General features: G+C 72.3%; 14 protein-coding genes and 1 tRNA gene. 8 read left to right on the top strand and 7 right to left on the bottom strand.

Annotation, left to right across the window (positions count from 1 at the left end):
• Window positions 1-9: 9 nt before the first annotated feature.
• A complete protein-coding gene (locus LPC08_RS02965; protein WP_230451250.1) occupies window positions 10-1,827 on the bottom strand; it encodes a chloride channel protein in 1,818 nt (605 codons plus the stop codon).
• Window positions 1,828-2,192: 365 nt separating this feature from the next.
• On the opposite strand from LPC08_RS02965, the gene LPC08_RS02960 reads away from it, so the two are divergent.
• Window positions 2,193-3,362 (top strand): hypothetical protein, encoded by a 1,170-nt coding sequence (locus tag LPC08_RS02960; RefSeq protein ID WP_230451248.1) that lies wholly within the window; start codon window positions 2,193-2,195, stop codon window positions 3,360-3,362.
• Between the two features lie 492 nt (window positions 3,363-3,854).
• Here the strand turns inward: LPC08_RS02960 and LPC08_RS02955 are convergent.
• Window positions 3,855-3,944: transfer RNA gene (locus tag LPC08_RS02955), tRNA-Ser, on the bottom strand.
• Between the two features lie 277 nt (window positions 3,945-4,221).
• Here LPC08_RS02955 and rplU point away from each other — a divergent pair.
• From rplU to proB, 4 genes are all read left to right on the top strand, one after another.
• Entirely contained in the window at window positions 4,222-4,539 is a 318-nt protein-coding gene (rplU, locus tag LPC08_RS02950) for a 50S ribosomal protein L21 (protein WP_230451246.1), read from the top strand.
• A 32-nt stretch (window positions 4,540-4,571) separates the two neighbouring features.
• Window positions 4,572-4,841 carry a 50S ribosomal protein L27 gene (gene rpmA / locus LPC08_RS02945; RefSeq protein ID WP_230451244.1) on the top strand — a complete coding sequence of 90 codons (270 nt, stop codon included), beginning with the start codon at window positions 4,572-4,574 and terminating at the stop codon, window positions 4,839-4,841.
• 96 nt (window positions 4,842-4,937) lie between these two features.
• Window positions 4,938-6,050: a GTPase ObgE gene (obgE, locus tag LPC08_RS02940; protein ID WP_230451243.1), complete on the top strand. Its 1,113-nt coding sequence runs from the start codon at window positions 4,938-4,940 to the stop codon at window positions 6,048-6,050.
• Entirely contained in the window at window positions 6,050-7,159 is a 1,110-nt protein-coding gene (proB, locus tag LPC08_RS02935) for a glutamate 5-kinase (RefSeq protein WP_230451242.1), read from the top strand. The genes obgE and proB overlap by 1 nt, the downstream gene beginning before the upstream one ends.
• A gap of 28 nt (window positions 7,160-7,187) precedes the next feature.
• Here proB and LPC08_RS02930 read toward each other — a convergent pair whose 3' ends face one another.
• The 5 genes from LPC08_RS02930 to LPC08_RS02910 all read right to left on the bottom strand — a co-directional run bounded on the left by LPC08_RS02930 (window position 7,188) and on the right by LPC08_RS02910 (window position 15,256).
• Window positions 7,188-8,411 carry an MFS transporter gene (locus LPC08_RS02930; protein ID WP_230451241.1) on the bottom strand — a complete coding sequence of 408 codons (1,224 nt, stop codon included), beginning with the start codon at window positions 8,409-8,411 and terminating at the stop codon, window positions 7,188-7,190.
• 180 nt (window positions 8,412-8,591) lie between these two features.
• Window positions 8,592-11,723: an efflux RND transporter permease subunit gene (locus LPC08_RS02925; protein ID WP_230451240.1), complete on the bottom strand. Its 3,132-nt coding sequence runs from the start codon at window positions 11,721-11,723 to the stop codon at window positions 8,592-8,594.
• Window positions 11,720-12,898, bottom strand: a complete 1,179-nt coding sequence (locus tag LPC08_RS02920) for an efflux RND transporter periplasmic adaptor subunit (RefSeq protein ID WP_230451239.1) — start codon at window positions 12,896-12,898, stop codon at window positions 11,720-11,722. Before LPC08_RS02920 ends, LPC08_RS02925 begins: the two co-directional genes overlap by 4 nt.
• A 122-nt stretch (window positions 12,899-13,020) precedes the next feature.
• A complete protein-coding gene (locus LPC08_RS02915; protein WP_230451238.1) occupies window positions 13,021-14,157 on the bottom strand; it encodes a DegT/DnrJ/EryC1/StrS family aminotransferase in 1,137 nt (378 codons plus the stop codon).
• 16 nt (window positions 14,158-14,173) lie between these two features.
• Window positions 14,174-15,256: an NAD-dependent epimerase/dehydratase family protein gene (locus tag LPC08_RS02910; RefSeq protein ID WP_230451237.1), complete on the bottom strand. Its 1,083-nt coding sequence runs from the start codon at window positions 15,254-15,256 to the stop codon at window positions 14,174-14,176.
• Between the two features lie 211 nt (window positions 15,257-15,467).
• Between LPC08_RS02910 and LPC08_RS02905 the strand changes: the two genes are divergently transcribed.
• The 3 genes from LPC08_RS02905 (at window position 15,468) to LPC08_RS02895 (ending at window position 17,237) form a co-directional block, all read left to right on the top strand.
• Window positions 15,468-15,668 (top strand): type II toxin-antitoxin system VapB family antitoxin, encoded by a 201-nt coding sequence (locus LPC08_RS02905; protein WP_230451236.1) that lies wholly within the window; start codon window positions 15,468-15,470, stop codon window positions 15,666-15,668.
• A 2-nt stretch (window positions 15,669-15,670) separates the two neighbouring features.
• Entirely contained in the window at window positions 15,671-16,063 is a 393-nt protein-coding gene (gene vapC, locus LPC08_RS02900) for a type II toxin-antitoxin system VapC family toxin (RefSeq protein WP_230452967.1), read from the top strand.
• 352 nt (window positions 16,064-16,415) lie between these two features.
• Window positions 16,416-17,237: an IS5 family transposase gene (locus LPC08_RS02895; protein WP_230450819.1), complete on the top strand. Its 822-nt coding sequence runs from the start codon at window positions 16,416-16,418 to the stop codon at window positions 17,235-17,237.
• Window positions 17,238-17,292: the final 55 nt, after the last annotated feature.

Genomic DNA, 17,292 nt, shown 5'->3' with positions numbered 1-17,292 from the left:
GCCTGTCCATCAGAGCAGCCCCGCCTCCTCGCGACGCCGCTTGTCCAGTTCCTCGCCATAGCGGCGGAGCAGGTGCGCCTCGGTCAACAGGCCGAGCACCTGGCGGCTTTCCGCCCCGTCCACCACCGCCAGCGCCTCGGCCTCCGCCTGCTCGAACAGCGTCATGGCCTCGCGGGCGTTCATGGCCGGCAACAGGGCCCGGTCGCGGTAGCGCAGCAGTGCCGCCACCGTTTCCACCTCCGGCCCGGCGGCCTGCGCCTCGGCCACCAGCACCAGACCGGCATAGCGCCCCGCCTCGTCCACCACGGCGACGCGCTGGGTGGAGCCCAGCGGGAAGTCGCGCCGGAAGGCACCCAGCCGCATGTCCGACCGGACCGTCCGCAGGTCGCGCCGCATCATCTTCCCCACGGTCAGGTCGCGCAGCCAGCCGATGTCGTGCGGTCCGCGGATCGCCTCGCCCCGCAGGTGGAAGCGCCAAGTCGCGAAGGAGTAGCCGAACAGCCGCCGCACCACCGTCCCGGCCGCGATCACCGCGACCAGCACCGCCCCCGCCACGGCGAAGTCGCGCGTCGTCTCCAGCGCCAGGAAGGTCATGGCCAGCGGCGCGCCGACCACCGCCGTGCCGAAGGCGCTCATCCCCACGATGGCGAGCAGCATCGGGTCCACCCCCGGCAGCGCCAGCCCCGCCAGCAGGGCGAAGCTCTTGCCGGCGAGCCCGCCCAGCAGCAGCGAGGCGAAGAACAGCCCGCCGCGGAAGCCGCTGCCGATCGAGACGGCCGAGGCGACGGATTTCAGGATCAGCAGGGCCAGCAGGGTCTGCACCGCCATGTCCGTCGCCAGCACGCGGTGCAGCAGCCCGTGCCCGGCCGAGAGCACCCCCGGGGTGACCAGCGCCAGCAGGCCCACCACCAGCCCGCCGGCAGCTGGCCGGAGCATGGCCCAGGGGACGATGCGGCGCAGGCCGGATTCCACCACCGTCATCCCGCGCATCAGCGCGATGGCGATGCCGCCGCAGAGCAGCCCCAGCAGCAGGGAGAGGAGATAGGCCACTCCGTCCGGCTCGGCGATCCCGCCCGCGACGGCCAGCGGCTCCGCCTCGTGCAGCAGCCCCGATACCAGCGTGGCGGTGACGGCGCTGGCGATGACGGGGGCCAGGGCGGGGATGGCATAGGTGCCGATCACCAGCTCGAAGGCATAGAAGGCCCCGGTCAGCGGCGCCCCGAAGGCGGCGGCGATGGCCCCGGCCGCGCCGCAGCCGACCAGCACCCGCAGGTCGCCGCGCCGCAGCCCGCAGGCGAGGCCGAGCCGCGAGGCGACGCTGCCCCCGGCCTGGGTATAGGCCGCCTCCAGCCCCACCGAGGCGCCGAAGCCGTTGGAGACGATGTTCTGGCTGCCGACCACGACGCTGTCGGCCAGCGACATCCGCCCGCCATGCAGGGCATTCGCCTCGATCGGGTCCACCGGCGCCTTGGACCGCCAGCGGGCGATGCCGAGGTTCAGCACCCCCAGCAGCAGTCCCCCCAGCACAGGCATCAGGACCAGCATCCAGGGCGCGGTACCGCGGTCGGTGCTGAGGCCGTGCTCGGCGCCCGAGCCGAAAAGGGGGGCCTGGAGGGCATGGGCCGCAGCGCCCATCAGGGTGGCGAGCATCCCGCTGGCCGCCCCGACCAGGATGCCGAGCAGCAGCAGCCCCAGCTCCCCGCGGCGGAACCAGCCACGCAGCGCCGCGGCGCCGCGCAGCGGATGGATGGCCAGGCGGAGGCGCCGCAACGCCCGGCCGGTCTCGCGGCGAACCGGGCGGGCGGCCGTTCCGGCTTCCGCGCTCATCGCCGGCCGCCGGGGCGGGCGGGACCGCCCCCGGGCAGCGGTGCCATCGCGGTCGCGGCGGGGCGCGGACGGAACGGCCACATGGCGCGGGACTCCCTGGGCGGACGGGCCGTGACCCGACATGGACCGGCATAGAGCGTTTCCGGTGCGCATGCGTTCACCGCAAATGCGCCGACAGGATGTTCGGAGAGCAGGTTTGCGCCGCCGGAGCGATGCCGCCCCACGGCCACCCGGAGCCGCACCGGGGACACGGGCCGGAAGGCCGGGGCGGATGGTCCGTCCCGGCTCAGCATCCCTTAACCGGGTCGGGCCAGAATGGCCGGGCCGGCAACCCCCGCCGGCCAGCCAGGGAAAGACGGGACGCCATGCCTCGCCCACCGTCCCCGCTCCGCCCGACCGAGCTCTGGTCCTGGACCCAGAACCAGGCGGAGGAACGCGACCGGACCGAGCTGCTGGCGCGCTGGATGGCACGCTACGCCGCCCCCGACGCACTGGAACGCTGGTACGCGGCGCCGCCATCCCAGGGCGGGCCACATGCCTTCGCCGCGCTGGTGCAGCAGCCCGGACTGCTGCGCCGGCTCTCGCCGACCTGGGCCTCGCTGCTGGTCCGCGACGCCGAGGACCATGCCCAGGGCCTTGCCGGGCTCAGCGACAAGGCGGGCAGGCCCACCCCGATCGCCGCGGCGGTGGCCGAGGTCCATGGCGCCATCAAGGCCTGGCGCCTCGCGCGCCCCGGCCCGCCCGCGCCGCTGCGGGCGGGTGCCATGCCGCATCCGCTGCTACGGCGGGCCCGGGGACCGGCGGGCGGGCGGCTTCCCGGCGGAAGCCAGCCCGCGGGTTCCGGAGCGGAGACGGACAGGCCGGAGGTCCCGGCGCCGCGCGAGGGCGCCCCGGGGCAGGCCCTGGCCGAAGCCATGGCGGCGGTGGCGCGGATCGGCGCGTCGGGGCTCGGCCGGATGGGCTTCCAAGACGCGCAGGTGCTGGCCGCCGCCGTCACCCGTCATATCGGCGGGCAGTTGCGCGCCGGCACCCTGCCCGCCTCGGCCTGGGGGACGGCGCGCGATGCGCTTCTGTCGTTGCAGGCACACAGTGCCGAGACGGGGGCCTACCTTTTCCTGGCCGAACGCTATGCCGCGCAGGGGGAGCGCTCCGCCGCGCATGGCGCTGCGGAGCTGTCGGCCGACCTGGCCGTCTGCGGCGCGGCGGCAAAGCTGGGACGCGGCACACCGCCGGAATGGCGGAACTGGTCGGTGGCCGAGGAGGCGCATGCCTTCGCCGCGCTGATGCTGGACCGCCAGGCGCCGGAAACTCTCGCTGCTCCGGAGCGCGCACGCCTGCTGCGTGCCTGGCGCCGCGCCGCGGCCGCGCTGGAGGGGCTGGGGGAGGCCCCGGCCGGAAGCGAGGACCCGGCGGAGACGGCACGCCGTCTGGTCGCCTGGCACATGGGCACGGACCGGCCGGCAGCCGGACGTGCCGGCTCCGTCCCCGCTACCGGCCGGAAAGGCGGCAGGCAGCCCGGGCCGTTTCCGCCCTGAAGTGGACCGCGCAGTCCGCGGTATGGTCTTTGACGAGCCCATGGCTTGCGGCTGGCGCACACCGCAGTCGGACCGAAGAAGGCCCCGCCATGCTCCCTGAGGTCGCGAGCCATCGCCACCAAGGTCGTGGAGGCTTCGGCCCGGTGCGGCGGCACCTCGCCCGACCCTGGCTTGAAGCGCCGGTCACGATGGCGGGCGATGCCCGTATCCTGCAGCAGGAGCGTGACAGCCGCCCTGCCGAAACGGGCTGAGGCGGTCGATCGCAAGGCCGTGGACGGCGACGCCGAACCTCTCCCGCTTCGCCAGGATGGTCCGCCTGCTCAGTTCGACTGGAAGCCTTCGGGACATGTTCCTTGAGCAAGCGGCGGGCGTCGACCGGGAAGCCATTCCGTGTCGTGACAGGCCGGGTATCCGGGTGTGGCAGCGCGGTGGTTCGGCCCATCAGGACCAGGGATGGCCGCAATCATCGGTCAGCCCAGCCACGGTGAACCATGGCGGAGAGGGTGGGATTCGAACCCACGGTACAGTTGCCCGTACTTCGGTTTTCGAGACCGACCCGTTCGACCGCTCCGGCACCTCTCCACGGGGCTCGTCCGGCACCTGCGGGTGCCGGACGAGCGTGGCGGCGTATAAGGGCGGACCGGCCGGGGCGCAACCGGGCCGCGGGCTCGAACCCACCCTCTCCGCCGACTTCCCCGGCTCCCGCCCAGTCCGGCAGCCGGGCAGCCATGCCGGGGCCGGCCCGCTGCGGCGTTGACGCGGGACCGTCACGGCCGCTATATGCGCCCTCCCCGGCGGCGTCCCTGGCGCGGCCGCATGGCCGCGTTCGGCCATCCCGTTCAGACCAGCAGGCGTACCGATGACCTACGCAGTGATCCGCACCGGCGGCAAGCAGTACCGCGTGACCCCCAACGCGGTCCTGGCCGTCGAGAAGCTTGAGGCCGAGCCCGGCCAGACCGTGACCTTCCAGGACGTGCTCGTCCTCGGCGGCGAGTCCGGGGTGACGCTGGGCGCCCCCACCGTGGCCGGCGCCACCGTCACCGCCACCGTGCTGGAGCAGAAGCGCGGCGAGAAGGTGATCATCTTCAAGAAGCGCCGCCGGCAGAACAGCCGCCGCAAGAACGGCCACCGCCAGCACATGACCGTGCTGCGCATCGCCGACATCGCCGCGGCCTGACCGGTCGGCTGTAGAGACAGGAGACACACCCCATGGCTCACAAGAAGGCCGGCGGCTCCTCCCGCAACGGGCGCGATTCCGCCGGCAAGCGGCTCGGCGTCAAGAAGTTCGGCGGCGAGCGCGTCCTGACCGGCAACATCCTGGTCACCCAGCGCGGCACCAAGATGCTGCCGGGCCGCAACGTCCTGGTCTCCCGCGACCACTCGCTGCAGGCGACCGCGGATGGCCAGGTGAAGTTCGACCGCGTGGCCGAGGGCCGCGTGCGCGTCAGCGTCGACCCGCTGCCGGTGGCGGCCGAGTAACACCCGCCCTCGCCCTTCCAGGCGAATCGCTTTGCGGACGGGGGCCCCAGCGGCCCCCGTTTTCGTTTCCGCTCTCTTTCTGGCTCCCCTCCCCCGATGAAGTTCCTCGACGAAGCCAAGGTGTTCCTGAAGGCCGGCGATGGCGGCGATGGCGTGATCGCCTTCCGCCGGGAGAAGTTCATCGAGTTCGGCGGGCCGGATGGCGGGAATGGCGGCAAGGGCGGCGACGTCCTGATCCAGGCGGTCGACGGGCTGAACACCCTGATCGACTTCCGCTACACGCAGCATTTCCGGGCCAGGAAGGGCGGCAACGGTGCCGGTGCCGACCGCACGGGGGCGGGCAGCGACGACGTGGTGCTGAAGGTCCCCGTCGGCACGGTGGTGCTGGACGAGGACAAGGAGACGGTGCTGGCCGACCTCACCCGGGTCGGCCAGAAAGCGGTGCTTTGCCGCGGCGGCGATGGCGGGCACGGCAACGCGCACTTCAAGACCTCGACCAACCGTGCCCCGCGCCGGGCGGACAAGGGCTGGCCGGGCGAGGAACGCTGGGTCTGGCTGCGCCTCAAGCTGATCGCCGATGCCGGGCTGGTCGGGCTGCCCAACGCGGGCAAGTCGACCTTCCTGGCCGCCTGCTCGGCCGCCAAGCCCAAGATCGGCGACTACCCCTTCACCACGCTGCACCCCCAGCTCGGCGTGGTGCGGCTGAACGCGTCGGAGGAGTTCGTCCTCGCCGACATCCCCGGGCTGATCGAGGGCGCGCATGAGGGGGCGGGACTCGGCGACCGCTTCCTGGGCCATATCGAGCGCTGCGCCGTGCTGCTGCACCTGATCGACGGCACCCAGGCCGACCCGGTCGCCGCCTGGCGGACCGTGCGCGGCGAGCTCGAGGGCTATGGCGGCGGGCTGGTGAGCAAGCCCGAGATCCTGGCGCTGAACAAGACGGACGCCATGACGCCGCAGGCCCGCGCCTCCCGCATCAAGGCGCTGGAACGCGCCACCGGCCGCCCCGTGCTGCTGCTCAGCGGCGCGACCGGGGAAGGGGTTCAGCCGGCGCTGCGGGCCCTCGCCGATGCGGTGATCGCCTATCGCGCCGAGAACGCCGCCCGCCCCGCCGCGCCGGACGTGATCCGTGCCCCCGCCCCTCCCCCCAAGGCGCCGCCGGAGCCGGTGGCGTATTCCGACTGGGGGGACGAGGAGGAGGAGGGCTGATGGAGCTCGCCTCCGCCCGGCGCATCGTCGTCAAGGTCGGCTCCGCCCTGGTGGTGGACCCGGCCACCGCCGCGCCCCGCGCGGACTGGCTCGATTCGGTCGCCGCCGACCTCGCCGCGCTGCGGGCCGGCGGGGCGGAGGTGGTCCTCGTCTCCTCCGGCGCCATCGCCCTGGCCCGCCGCGCCCTCGGCCTGACCCAGCCGCGCCTGCGGCTGGAGGAGAAGCAGGCCGCCGCCGCCGTCGGGCAGATCCGTCTGGCGGGGGCGTGGCAGGCGGCCTTCTCGCATCACGGCCAGACGGCCGCCCAGCTTCTCCTGACGCTGGAGGATTCTGAGGACCGGCGCCGCTACCTCAACGCCCGCGCCACGCTGTCCACCCTGCTCGGCCTGGGCTGCATCCCCGTCATCAACGAGAACGACACGGTCGCCACGGCGGAAATCCGCTTCGGGGACAATGACCGCCTCGCCGCCCGGGTCGCCGAGATGGTGCAGGCGGATGCGCTGGTGCTGCTCTCCGACATCGACGGGCTCTACACCGCCGACCCCCGCCGCGACCCGGCGGCGCGGCATCTGCCGGTGATCGAGCGCGTGACCGACGAGATCATGGCCATGGGGGGCGAGCCACCGCCCGGCTACTCCTCCGGCGGGATGCGCACCAAGCTGATCGCGGCGCGGATCGCCAACGGCGCCGGCTGCGCCATGGCCATCGCCATCGGCACCAAGCCGCATCCGCTGCAGGCGCTGCTGGACGGCGCGCGCTGCACCTGGTTCCTGCCGGCGCCCGAGGGCCGCACCGCCCGCAAGCGCTGGATCGCGGGCAGCCTCGCGCCGCTGGGCACGCTGGTGGTGGACGAGGGCGCGGCCCGGGCGCTGCGCCACGGCAGCTCCCTGCTGCCGGCCGGGGTGCGCGGGGTGAGCGGGAGCTTCGAGCGCGGTGACCCGCTGTCCGTCCGCGACGCGACCGGACAGGAGATCGCGCGCGGGCTGTCCGCCTATGATTCGGAGGCGGCGGCGCGGATCGCCGGGCGGCGCAGCGAGGAGATCGAGGCGATCCTCGGCTGGCGCGGCCGGGACGAGCTGATCCACCGCGACGACCTGGTGGTGCTGTAGCCGGGGGTCCGGGTCGGCGGCCGGCCGGTCAGGCTTCGCCCCGGCCGGCACGCCCCTCCCGCCGCAGCCCCAGGGCGACGACGGACACCAGCAGGGTGTAGACGCAGCAGCCGACCGCCTGCCAGGCGAGCGGGATGCCCGCGTCGATGAGCAGGCCCATCAGCACGGGCGAGGCGCCGCTGGCCACCACCGCGCCGGCGCTGGCGACGGAGCGGACCCGGGCGAGGTCGGCCGGGCCGAAGAGATCGACCCACAGCGCCGTGGACAGGGTGGAGCCGATCGCGGCGGACACCGCCATCAGCACCATGTAGGCCAGCGCGACCCAGGGCGCGGTTCCCACCGACAGCAGGACGAGGCCCAGTGCCTGCGGGATCAGGAAGCTGGACAGCACCCGTGCCGGCCCCAGCCGGTCGATCACCGGGCCGATGGCCAGCGCCGCGACCGCCTGCACCAGGGCGAAGGCGGCGAAGCTGGCGGCGACGAGGGTGAGGTCCCAGCCCTTCTGCTCGGCCAGGCGCGCCTGGTGGAAGAAGAAGCCGGTGATGATGAAGGGGTTGGCGAGCAGCGCCGGGCAGGCGAGCCAGAGCCTTCGGTCGCGCCAGAGCGGGGGTGGCCGCGCCGCCCCCGCCTCCCCGCCCGCCTGGCGGCGGCGCAGCGGCAGGTCCCCGGCCCGGGGGAGGAAGCGCAGCGCGAGCGTAACCCCCGCCAGCACGAAGGCGGCGTTCAGCGCCCAGGCGATCCGCCAGCCGAGGCGTTCCATCAGCAGCACCGCCAGGATGGGCAGGACCGCCTGGGCGATGCAGATGCCCAGGGAGACCACCCCGACCGCCTTGCCGGCATCCTTCGGGAAGGCCCGCGCCGTGGCGGTATAGGCCGTGTGGGTCATCAGCCCCTGGCCGCCGAGGCGCAGCCCGTAGAAGGCGACGGTCAGCATCACGGCGTTCAGGCTGGCAGAGGCGAGCAGGCAGGCGCCGGCCAGCAGCAGCGCGACGCACCAGGTGAAGCGGCGGACGGTGGTGTAGTCGATCAGCCGCCCGGCCCAGCCGAGGGTCAGCGCGCTGAGCAGGGTCCCCACCGCATAGGCGGTCCCGAGCCCGCCGTCGCTGAGATGGAAGGCCCCGCGGAAGAACGAGCCCGAGACGGCGACGAAGTAGGTCTGGCCGAAGCTGGAGAGGGCCAGCAACAGCGCCCCGAAGAGCAGGGGCCGCCAGTTCTGGCGTGAGAAGTCGAGATAGGCCTGAAGCATCGTCATCCCGGTCTTGCGGCCCGTCCGGCGCCCGGAGCGTCTGCGGGCCGCGATCGTCTGCTCGGAACCGCCCCGGGCGTGGTGTCAGGGGCATCCCCGCGTGGTCGGAGCCGTCCGGAGCGTGAATCGCGCGACAGAACAGAGGGCCAGACCATGGTCCCCGCCTCCGTGAGCGGGGATCATGGTCTAGCGAGGCTGGGCGGCGCCGTCCCGGCCGGGGAGCCGGGCCTTGGCCCATTCCCGGACAGTCTGCACCGCGACGTAGAGCACGGGGATCATCAGCAGGCCGAGCAGCGTCCCGACCAGCAGGCCGCCGAACAGGGTCATCCCGATGGAGCGTCGGCTTGCCGCCCCGGCGCCGCTCGCCAGGACCAGGGGCAGGACACCGAGGATCGAGCTGAAGGCCGTCATGACCAGGGGGCGGAAGCGCTGGCTGGTACCTTCCAGCGCGGCCTCCAGGGTGCCCATCCCCTCGTCCCGGCGCTCCTTCGAGAACTCCACGATGAGGATGGCGTTCTTGGCCGCCAGGCCGATCAGCAGCAGCAGGCCGATCTGCGCGTAGAGATCGATCGGCATACCGGCCAGGGCGAGGCTGGCGAGCGCGCCCAGCACGGCAACGGCGACCGAGAGCATCACCGCGAGGGGCACGCTCCAGCTCTCGTACTGGGCAACGAGGAACAGGTAGGTGAAGAGGATCCCGACGACGATGATCGCGGCTGTCTCCGCGCCGGCCTGCCGCTCCTGCAACGCGAGTCCGGTCCATTCGAAGCCGAAGCCCTCGGGCAGGCTCTCCGCCGCTATCGCCTCCATGCGGTCCAGCGCCGCGCCGGTGCTGACCCCCGCCGCCTGCCCGTTGATGGAGACGGCCGGGAAGAGGTTGTAGCGGCCGATCGCGTTGGGCCCCAGCGTGTCCGACAGGACGAGGACGGCGCGGAGCGGCACCAGCTCGCCCGTGCTGTTGCGGACGTGCTGCCGCTCGATGTCCGCCACCCGGCCGCGGAACCGCGGCTCGTCCTGGATGCGGACCTGGAACACACGGGACAGCATGTTGAAGTCGTCCACATAGGCCGAGCCGAGATGCGCCTGCAGCGTCTCGAAGATGGCGGCGGGCGACACGCCCAGCAGTTCCGCGCGGCGCCGGTCGATCTCCAGGAAGACCTGCGGCGTGTCCGCCCGGAAGGTGCTGAACACGCCGGCCAGCCCCGGCGACTGGTTCGCGCGGAAGACCAGGCCGCGCATCGCCTCGGCGAGGTCCTCCTGACTCTGCCCGGCCCGGGCCTGCAGGCGCATGTCGAATCCGCCGGTGGTGCCGAGCCCCGGGATGGCGGGCGGCACGAAGGCGACGGCCGTGCCCGCGGTGACGGCGGCGAAGCGGGCGCGCAGATGCGCCAGGATGCCGTCGAGGCTCTCCTCCGCCCCCCGCCGCTCCCGCCACGGCCGCAGCGAAGCGATGATCATGGCCGAATCGGAGCCGCCGCCGCCGATCATGCTCGTGCCGGCGATGCCGATGACGCCGGCGACGCCCGGCGTCCCGTGCAGGATCCCCAGCACCTCGCCCATCGCGACCTCCGTCCTGTCGAGCGAGGCGGCGTTGGGCATCTGGAGGTTCACGAAGACGTAGCCGAGGTCCTCCGTGGGGATGAAGGCGGTCGGCAGGCTGCGGAACAGTCCGAGCGTCCCGGCCAGCACCGCCGCCATGACCACCCCGGCCAGCGCCAGCCGCCGGCCCAGGCGGCCGAGCAGGCCCAGGTAGCCCCGCCTCGACCGGTCGAGGGCGGCATCGAAAAGTGCGAAGAGCCGCGCCCGGCGCCCGCCGGGCGGGCGCAGCAGGATGACGCAGAGGGCCGGGCTCAGCGTCAGGGCGTTGACGGTGGACAGGGCGATCGTCGCCATGATCGTCACGGCGAACTGGCCGTAGAGCTGCCCCGTGACGCCCGAGATGAAGCCGATGGGCAGGAACAGGGCGGCCAGCACCAGGGTCGTGACGACGATCGGCGCGGTCACCTGCCGCATCGTCTCCAGCGTCGCCTCGGCGACGGGCAGGCCCCGCTCCTGCATCAGGCGCTGCACGCCCTCGACCACGATGATGGCGTCATCGACCACCAGACTGATGGCCAGCACCACGGCGAAGAGCGTGATGGTGTTGGCCGAGTAGCCGAGCGCGAGGAGGATGACGAACCCGCCCAGCAGGGAGACGGGGATGGTCAGCATCGGGATGAGGGTGGCGCGCCAGTCCTGCAGGAAGACGTAGGTGACCAGGATGACCAGCAGGAAGGTCAGGCCGAGCGTGACGGCGATCTCCCGGATCGTCTCGCTGACGAATGCCGTGGTGTCGAACACCACGGTCTGCGCCAGGTCGTCCGGGAATTGGCCGCTGGCCCGCTCCAGCTCCGCCCGGACGGCGCCGGCGACGTTCAGGGCATTGGCGTCCGGGGAGGCGTAGATGACGACGGTGGCGCTCGGCTGCCCGTCGAAGCGGGAGCGGATGTCGTAGGACTGGGCGCCCAGCTCGATCCGGGCCACGTCGCGGAGGCTGACGATCGCCCCGTCCGCATTGGTCCGCAGCACGATCTCCCCGAACTCCTCCGGCGTCTCCAGCCGGCCGCGCGCCATGATCGTCAGCTGCAGCTCCTGCCCCGCCGGGGCGGGGGCGGAGCCGATCAGCCCGGCCGAGGCCTGAGCGTTGTGCGAGCGGATCGCCGCCATGATGTCGGCCGCGGTGAGGCCCAGGGCCTGCATCCGGTCCGGGTCCATCCACACCCGCATGCTGTAGGCCGGGCCGAAGATGCCGACCTCGCCGACGCCGGGAACGCGGGCGAGGGCATCGCGCAGGTTCACCGAGGCGTAGTTGCTGATGAAGATCTCGTCGTGCGTGCCCCGCGGCGAATGGAGCGCGACGCCCATCAGCATGCTGGTCGAGCGGCTGCGCACGGAGACGCCGGTCTGTGTGACGGCGGGCGGCAGACGGGGGGTGGCGAGCGCGACGCGGTTCTGGACGTTCACCTGGGCGATGGCCGGGTCCGTCCCGACGCGGAAGGTGACCGTCAGGGAATAGCTGCCGTTGTTCCCGCTGGAGGACGACATGTACAGCATGTCGTCCACGCCGTTGACCTGCTCCTCGATCGGCGCGCCGATGCTGTTCATCACGACCTCGGCGCTGGCGCCGGGATAGCTGGCGCTGACCTGGATCTCCGGCGGCGTGATGGGCGGGAACTGCGCCACCGGGATCAGGGTGAGGGCCAGCAGCCCGGCGATGGCCGTCACCACCGCGACGACCATGGCGAGGCGCGGTCGCCGGACGAAGACCGCGGAGATCATGGGCGCGCGGCACCGGCGGGCATCCGGGCCGCGCCGGGGCCGGCCGGGCCCTCCGTGGCCGGCACGGCGCGGACCGGGGCGCCCGGCCGCGCGTTCTGGAAGCCTTGGACGATCACCCGCTCGCCGCCCCGCAGCCCGTCCTCGACGACCCAGTTCTGGCCGATCTGGGCACCGACGCGGATACGGCGCAGCACGACCCGGTCCTGCTCGTCCACCAGCAGGACGAAGCGGCCCTCGCGGTCGAGCTGGACCGCGCCAAGCCGGACGACCGGGCGGCGCCGCGCCTCGGCCGGACGCACCGCCAGCGTGACGAACTGGCCGGGCACCAACAGTCCCTCCGGATTCGGGAAGCGCGCGCGCACGGGGATGGTGCCGGTGCGGGGATCGAACTCGTTGCCGATGAACTCGATCTCGCCGGGATGGGCGTAGACATGGCCGGAGGAGAGCACGAGGCTCGGGACGAAGCCCCCCTCCGCCCGCCCCGCCGCCGGCCCGGTGCGGAAGTCGAGGAGGCTCTGGTCGCTCACCGAGAAGACAACACGGATCGGATCGGTCTGGACGATGCGGGCGAGCGGCCCCGAGGAGGGTGCCACGAGGCTGCCCACCGCGAAGGCCGAATGGCCGATCCGGCCTGCGAAGGGCGCCCGGATGCTGGTGTAGCCGAGGTTCAGCTCGGCCTGCCGCAGGCTGGCCTCGGCCGACAGGACGCCGGCCCGGGCGCGGTCGCGCGCGGCCTGGTTCTCCTCCAGCACGGCCTGGGATGTGGCCTGGGTCCGGCGCAGCTCCTGGCTGCGCTGGAAGCGGCCCTCGGCGTCGCGGAGGTCGGCCTGGGCGCCCGCCAGGCTGGCCTGGGCGGCGGATAGCGACGCCTCGTAGCCCGCGCTCTCGATGTGGAAGAGTTCCTGGCCCTCCCGGACCATCTGCCCCTCCTCGAAGCCCCGCGTCTCCAGGAAGCCTTCGACGCGGGAGCGGACGTCGACCGCGTTGACGGCCTCCACCCGCCCGAGGAACTCGGTGCCCGGGGCAACCGCCTCAAGCGCCACGGGCAGGACGACGACGGCCGGCGCCTGGGCCGGGGTTGGGGCCTGGGCGTTCGCGCGGAGGGGCGCCGCGAGCAGGGCCGCCAGGACGGCCGGAAGCAGCCTCCGGAACCGCAACGAGAAGATGGCGTGCATGTGGCGGCCCCCTGGCCGGCCCAGCATTTCACGGGCGGCGGGGGCCCACAACGCAACCGCCCGCCGTGTCCCTCCGCCGGAGCAGGCCGCGCCGGATGCCTCCATCCGGCCGGAACACGGCGCTATCCCAGGCTGCGCAACGCGGCGCAGACCCGCTCCACCTGGGCGTCCGTCAGTTCCGGGAACATCGGCAGGCTCAGCACCTCGCGCGCCGCCTGCTCCGTCTCGGCACAGCCGGCGGGGCCCAGGGCCACGCGCTCGCGGTAGGCAGGCTGCTGGTGGACGGGCACGGGGTAGTGGACGCCCGTGCCGATCCCCTGCGCCCGCAGCCGGGCCTGCACCGAATCGCGGGCCGGGCAGCGCAGGACGTACTGGTGGAAGACATGGGTCGTGTCCTCCCGCCGCACCGGCGGGGCGAAGGGCGTGCCCTCCAGCGCGGAATCATAGGCGGCGGCGATGGCGCGGCGGCGGGCGTTGTTGGCGTCCAGCCGCGGCAGGCGGGCGCGCAGGATCGCGGCCTGGATCTCGTCCAGGCGGGAGTTCACGCCGACCACGTCCGAGACGTAACGGGAGCGCCAGCCATACTGCCGGATGGCGCCGATCCGCTCGGCAAGCTGTTCGTCCGTGGTGGCGATCACCCCGCCATCGCCCAGCGCGCCGAGGTTCTTGGTGGGGTAGAGGCTGAAGGCCGCGGCCTGGCCCAGCGTGCCCAGCTTCCGCCCGCCCAGCATCGCGCCATGCGCCTGGGCGCAGTCCTCGATCAGCGCCACGCCGGCGGCGGCGCAATCGGCCAGCATCGGCTCCAGGTCGCAGGCCTGGCCGTAGAGGTGGACGGCGATGGCGGCGCGGATCGGCGGCAGGCCGGGCGGCGGCATCTCCAGCACCGCCGCCAGCTCCTCCGCATCCATGGTGTAGGTGTCGGGGTCGATGTCGAGCAGCAGCGGCGTGGCCCCCGCCATCTCGATCGCCGCCACCGTCGCGACGGCGGTGTGGGAGACGGTGGCGACGGTGCAGCCGGGACCGATGCCCAGGCCGCGCAGGGTCAGCGCCAGCGCATCCGTGCCGTTGGCGCAGCCGATGGCGTGCTGACCCTCGCCGAGCCAGTTCGCAAACTCCAGCTCGAAGCGCTTGCCCTCCTGGCCGAGGATGTACCAGCCGGAGTCCAGCGCGCGGGCGACGGCGGCGTCGATGGCGGCCTTCTCGGCGCGGTAGCCGGCGCCGGGATCGGCCTGGGGCACGACGAGGTCGGGGGCGTTCATGGCGTCTCGTCCTGCCTCAGAGGTAGTCGGCCAGCCGGGGGCGGAACCAGTCCACGGTGCGGCGCAGGCCCTCGGCCAGCGTCACGCGCGGGGCCCAGCCCGTGGCGGTGCGGAAGGCGCTGTCGTCGGCGTGGAAGGAGCCGATGTCGATCGCCGCCCGGTCGGCCGGGAAGGAACGGGTTTCGTAGCTCCCCTGCCCTGCCGCGTCCACCAGGGCATCGGCCAGGTCGCGCAGCGAGATCGGCGGGCAGCCGCCGATGTTGAAGGCGCGGCCCTCGCAGCCGACCACCGGCCGCGCGGCGGCGGGCGCCTCGCGCTCCAGCAGATCGCCGGGCAGGGCGCGGCGCGGCGGGCCGAGCGGGCCGGGGGCCGTCACCTCCGCGCCGCCGTCGCGCATCATGTTGACGGCGGCGGTGATGAAGGCCTCCACCACGTCGTCGCTGTGCGCCAGGTCGCGGAGCTGCTCGCCGCCCCAGACCTCGAAGGGCGCGCCTTCCAGCACGCGGCGGATCCAGATGCCCAGGAAGGTCTGGCGGTGGTCCTTGATGCGCAGGCGCGGGCCGTAGCAGTTGGTCAGGCGGAGCGCGGTGACGCGGCGGCCCTGGATGCGGTTCTCCAGCAGCCAGTACTGCTCGCCCGCCCATTTCGACACGCCGTTGAAATCGGGCGGGACGATCGGGTGCGCCTCGTCCACCGGCAGGTATTGCGGGCGGCCGTAGAACTGGCGGGTGGAGGCGTGGACCACCACGGCGTTGGGCGCGCCGTTGCGCATGGCGCCGATCAGGCGGAGCTGGATCTGCGCGTTGATGGAGAGGTCGCCCAGCGGGTCCAGCATGGAGCCGGCGTGGGAGGTCTGGGCGGCGAAGTTGAACAGCACGTCCACGCCCTCGCAGAGCGGGGTCACGTCCGCCGTGCGCAGGTCGGCCACCACGAGGCGGGCGCCGGAGCCTTCCAGGTTGTGCGGGTTCGCGCCCATCTCCGGCAGCATGGCGTCGACGGCGATGACGTCCGCGCCGCGCCCGGTCAGGGCGTGGCAGAGGTTGGAGCCCAGGAAACCGGCCCCGCCGGTGACCAGAACACGCTTGCCACGCCAGTCCATCCGTCACGCCTCTCTGCGGCCGCCAGGGGCGGCCGGTTGGGTTGGGGTGCCCCCGGGGTGGGGGCGATGGGAGGTTGTAGCAGGGTGGGCGCGGCGGGGCGTGGGCGGGATTGCGGCGGGAGGGGGGCGGGGGGTGACGGGGTGTTGCGGGGGTGGGATGGGGCGGCGGTCGTGTGTATAGTACCTCGAATAAATACACATCGAGGGTATCATGCGGACCAACATCGAGATTGACCCTGCCCTGATGCAGGAGGCCATGGCGGCCACCGGCCTGCCGACCATGAAGGCCACGGTGGAGGAGGCTCTGCGCCGCGTGGTGCGGATGGCGCGGCAGAAGCAGGCCGGCGCGGCGCTGGCAGGGCTGGGTTGGGAGGGCGACCTCGCCGCGAGCCGGGAGGGGCGCCAGCCTTGATCGTGGTGGATAGCTCGGTCTGGATCGACCACCTCCGCGACCGGGCGGAGCTGCCGCATGTGCGCTGGCTCCGCGCGGCTTTTGGCGAGGAGGCCATTTTGGTGGGGGATTTGATCCTGTTGGAGGTGCTTCAGGGCGCGCCGGATGAGCCACGGGCGCGGAAGATCGAGCGGTTGCTGCGGGAGTTCTCTATCGAGGCGATGCTAAACGAGGCGACAGCTGTAGAGGCGGCACTAAACTATCGGACGTTGCGCAGCAAGGGCGTCACAGTGCGGAAGACGATCGACCTGATCATCGCTACCTTCTGCATCGAGCGGGATTACGCGTTGCTACACGATGATCGGGATTTCGAGCCGATGGAGCGGCATCTGGGGCTGCGGGTCTTGGCAGTTTGAGCATGCGTGTCACATCCCTGGCGCCGATGTCAGGCAGCGCAAGCGAGGCCGCCCGGCGGGCCCGGTGCCTCTCGTCAGAAGCGTGTTGCCGCCACCCTTGACGTGCGAGGTGCTCGTCCTCTTGCAATGAGGATGGATCTGCTGGGGCGGCGTTGGCGGACACATCTGACTCGCCGGTTTGGGCGGAAAGGCAGATACGGGCCAGCGCTGCGCATCTATCGGCGCCAGACACCGAAGACTGGAAATCTGAGAGCCTGATCCGAAATTAAGTTGAGTGGTATCAGCGGGTTAGCTTGACGCCAGCCCAGGTCATTGATTCAGGGGTTTTTGCGAAAACTTCCGGAGATCAACGATGTGGACCGATACCACTCGGGCGCAGTATGCCCGTGCGGAACTGGCTTTGCCAAGCGATTTGACCGATGCCGAATGGGCACTGCTGGAGCCGTTCTTTCCGCCAGCATCGCATGTGGGCCGCCCGCGCAAGTGGCCACTCAGGCGGATTGTCGAGGCGATCCTGTATCTGCTGCGTGGCGGCCTGCCGTGGCGGATGCTGCCGCCCTGCTTTCCGCCGGTCTCGACGGTGCGGCGCTGGTTCTACCTGTGGCGGGACAATAGGCTGTGGTTGTCATTGAACCATGCTCTGTTGCTGATCGCCCGTGAGGGGACGGGTCGCGAAGCCTCGCCCAGCGCCGGGGTAATCGACAGCCAAAGCGTCAAAACCACGGAAAGCGGCGGACCTCGGGGCTATGATGCGGGCAAGAAGACCAAGGGCCGCAAGCGCCACATCCTGACCGACACCGACGGCAATCTCGTCCATGCGGTAGTCCACACCGCCGACATCCAGGACCGTGACGGTGCGCCGCTGGTGCTGGCCGAGATCATCAAGCGCTTCCCGTGGCTGCGCCATGTCTTCGCCGATGGTGGATATGCTGGCGACAAGCTCAGGGACGCCCTCCGGCGGATCGGCAAATGGACCGTCGAGATCGTCAAACGGTCAGATGCCGCAAGAGGGTTTGTCGTCCTCCCGCGCCGTTGGGTTGTCGAACGCACACTGGCTTGGCTCAATCGGAACCGCCGCCTCGCCAAGGACTTCGAGCAGACCATCGCATCGGCTACCGCATGGCTCTTCATCGCCTCGATCCAGCTCTTCGCACGCCGCATCGCAAGGCCATGAAATCACGCCGGATAATTATGAATCAGACTCTGAACGCTTCATCTGCGTCATCGAC

The sequence above is a fragment of the Roseomonas sp. OT10 genome (genome assembly GCF_020991085.1).
GTDB classification, from domain to species: domain Bacteria; phylum Pseudomonadota; class Alphaproteobacteria; order Acetobacterales; family Acetobacteraceae; genus Roseomonas; species Roseomonas cutis.
Note: the sequence above shows the minus strand (reverse complement) of the source record. Positions and strands in the feature narration are given on the sequence as shown.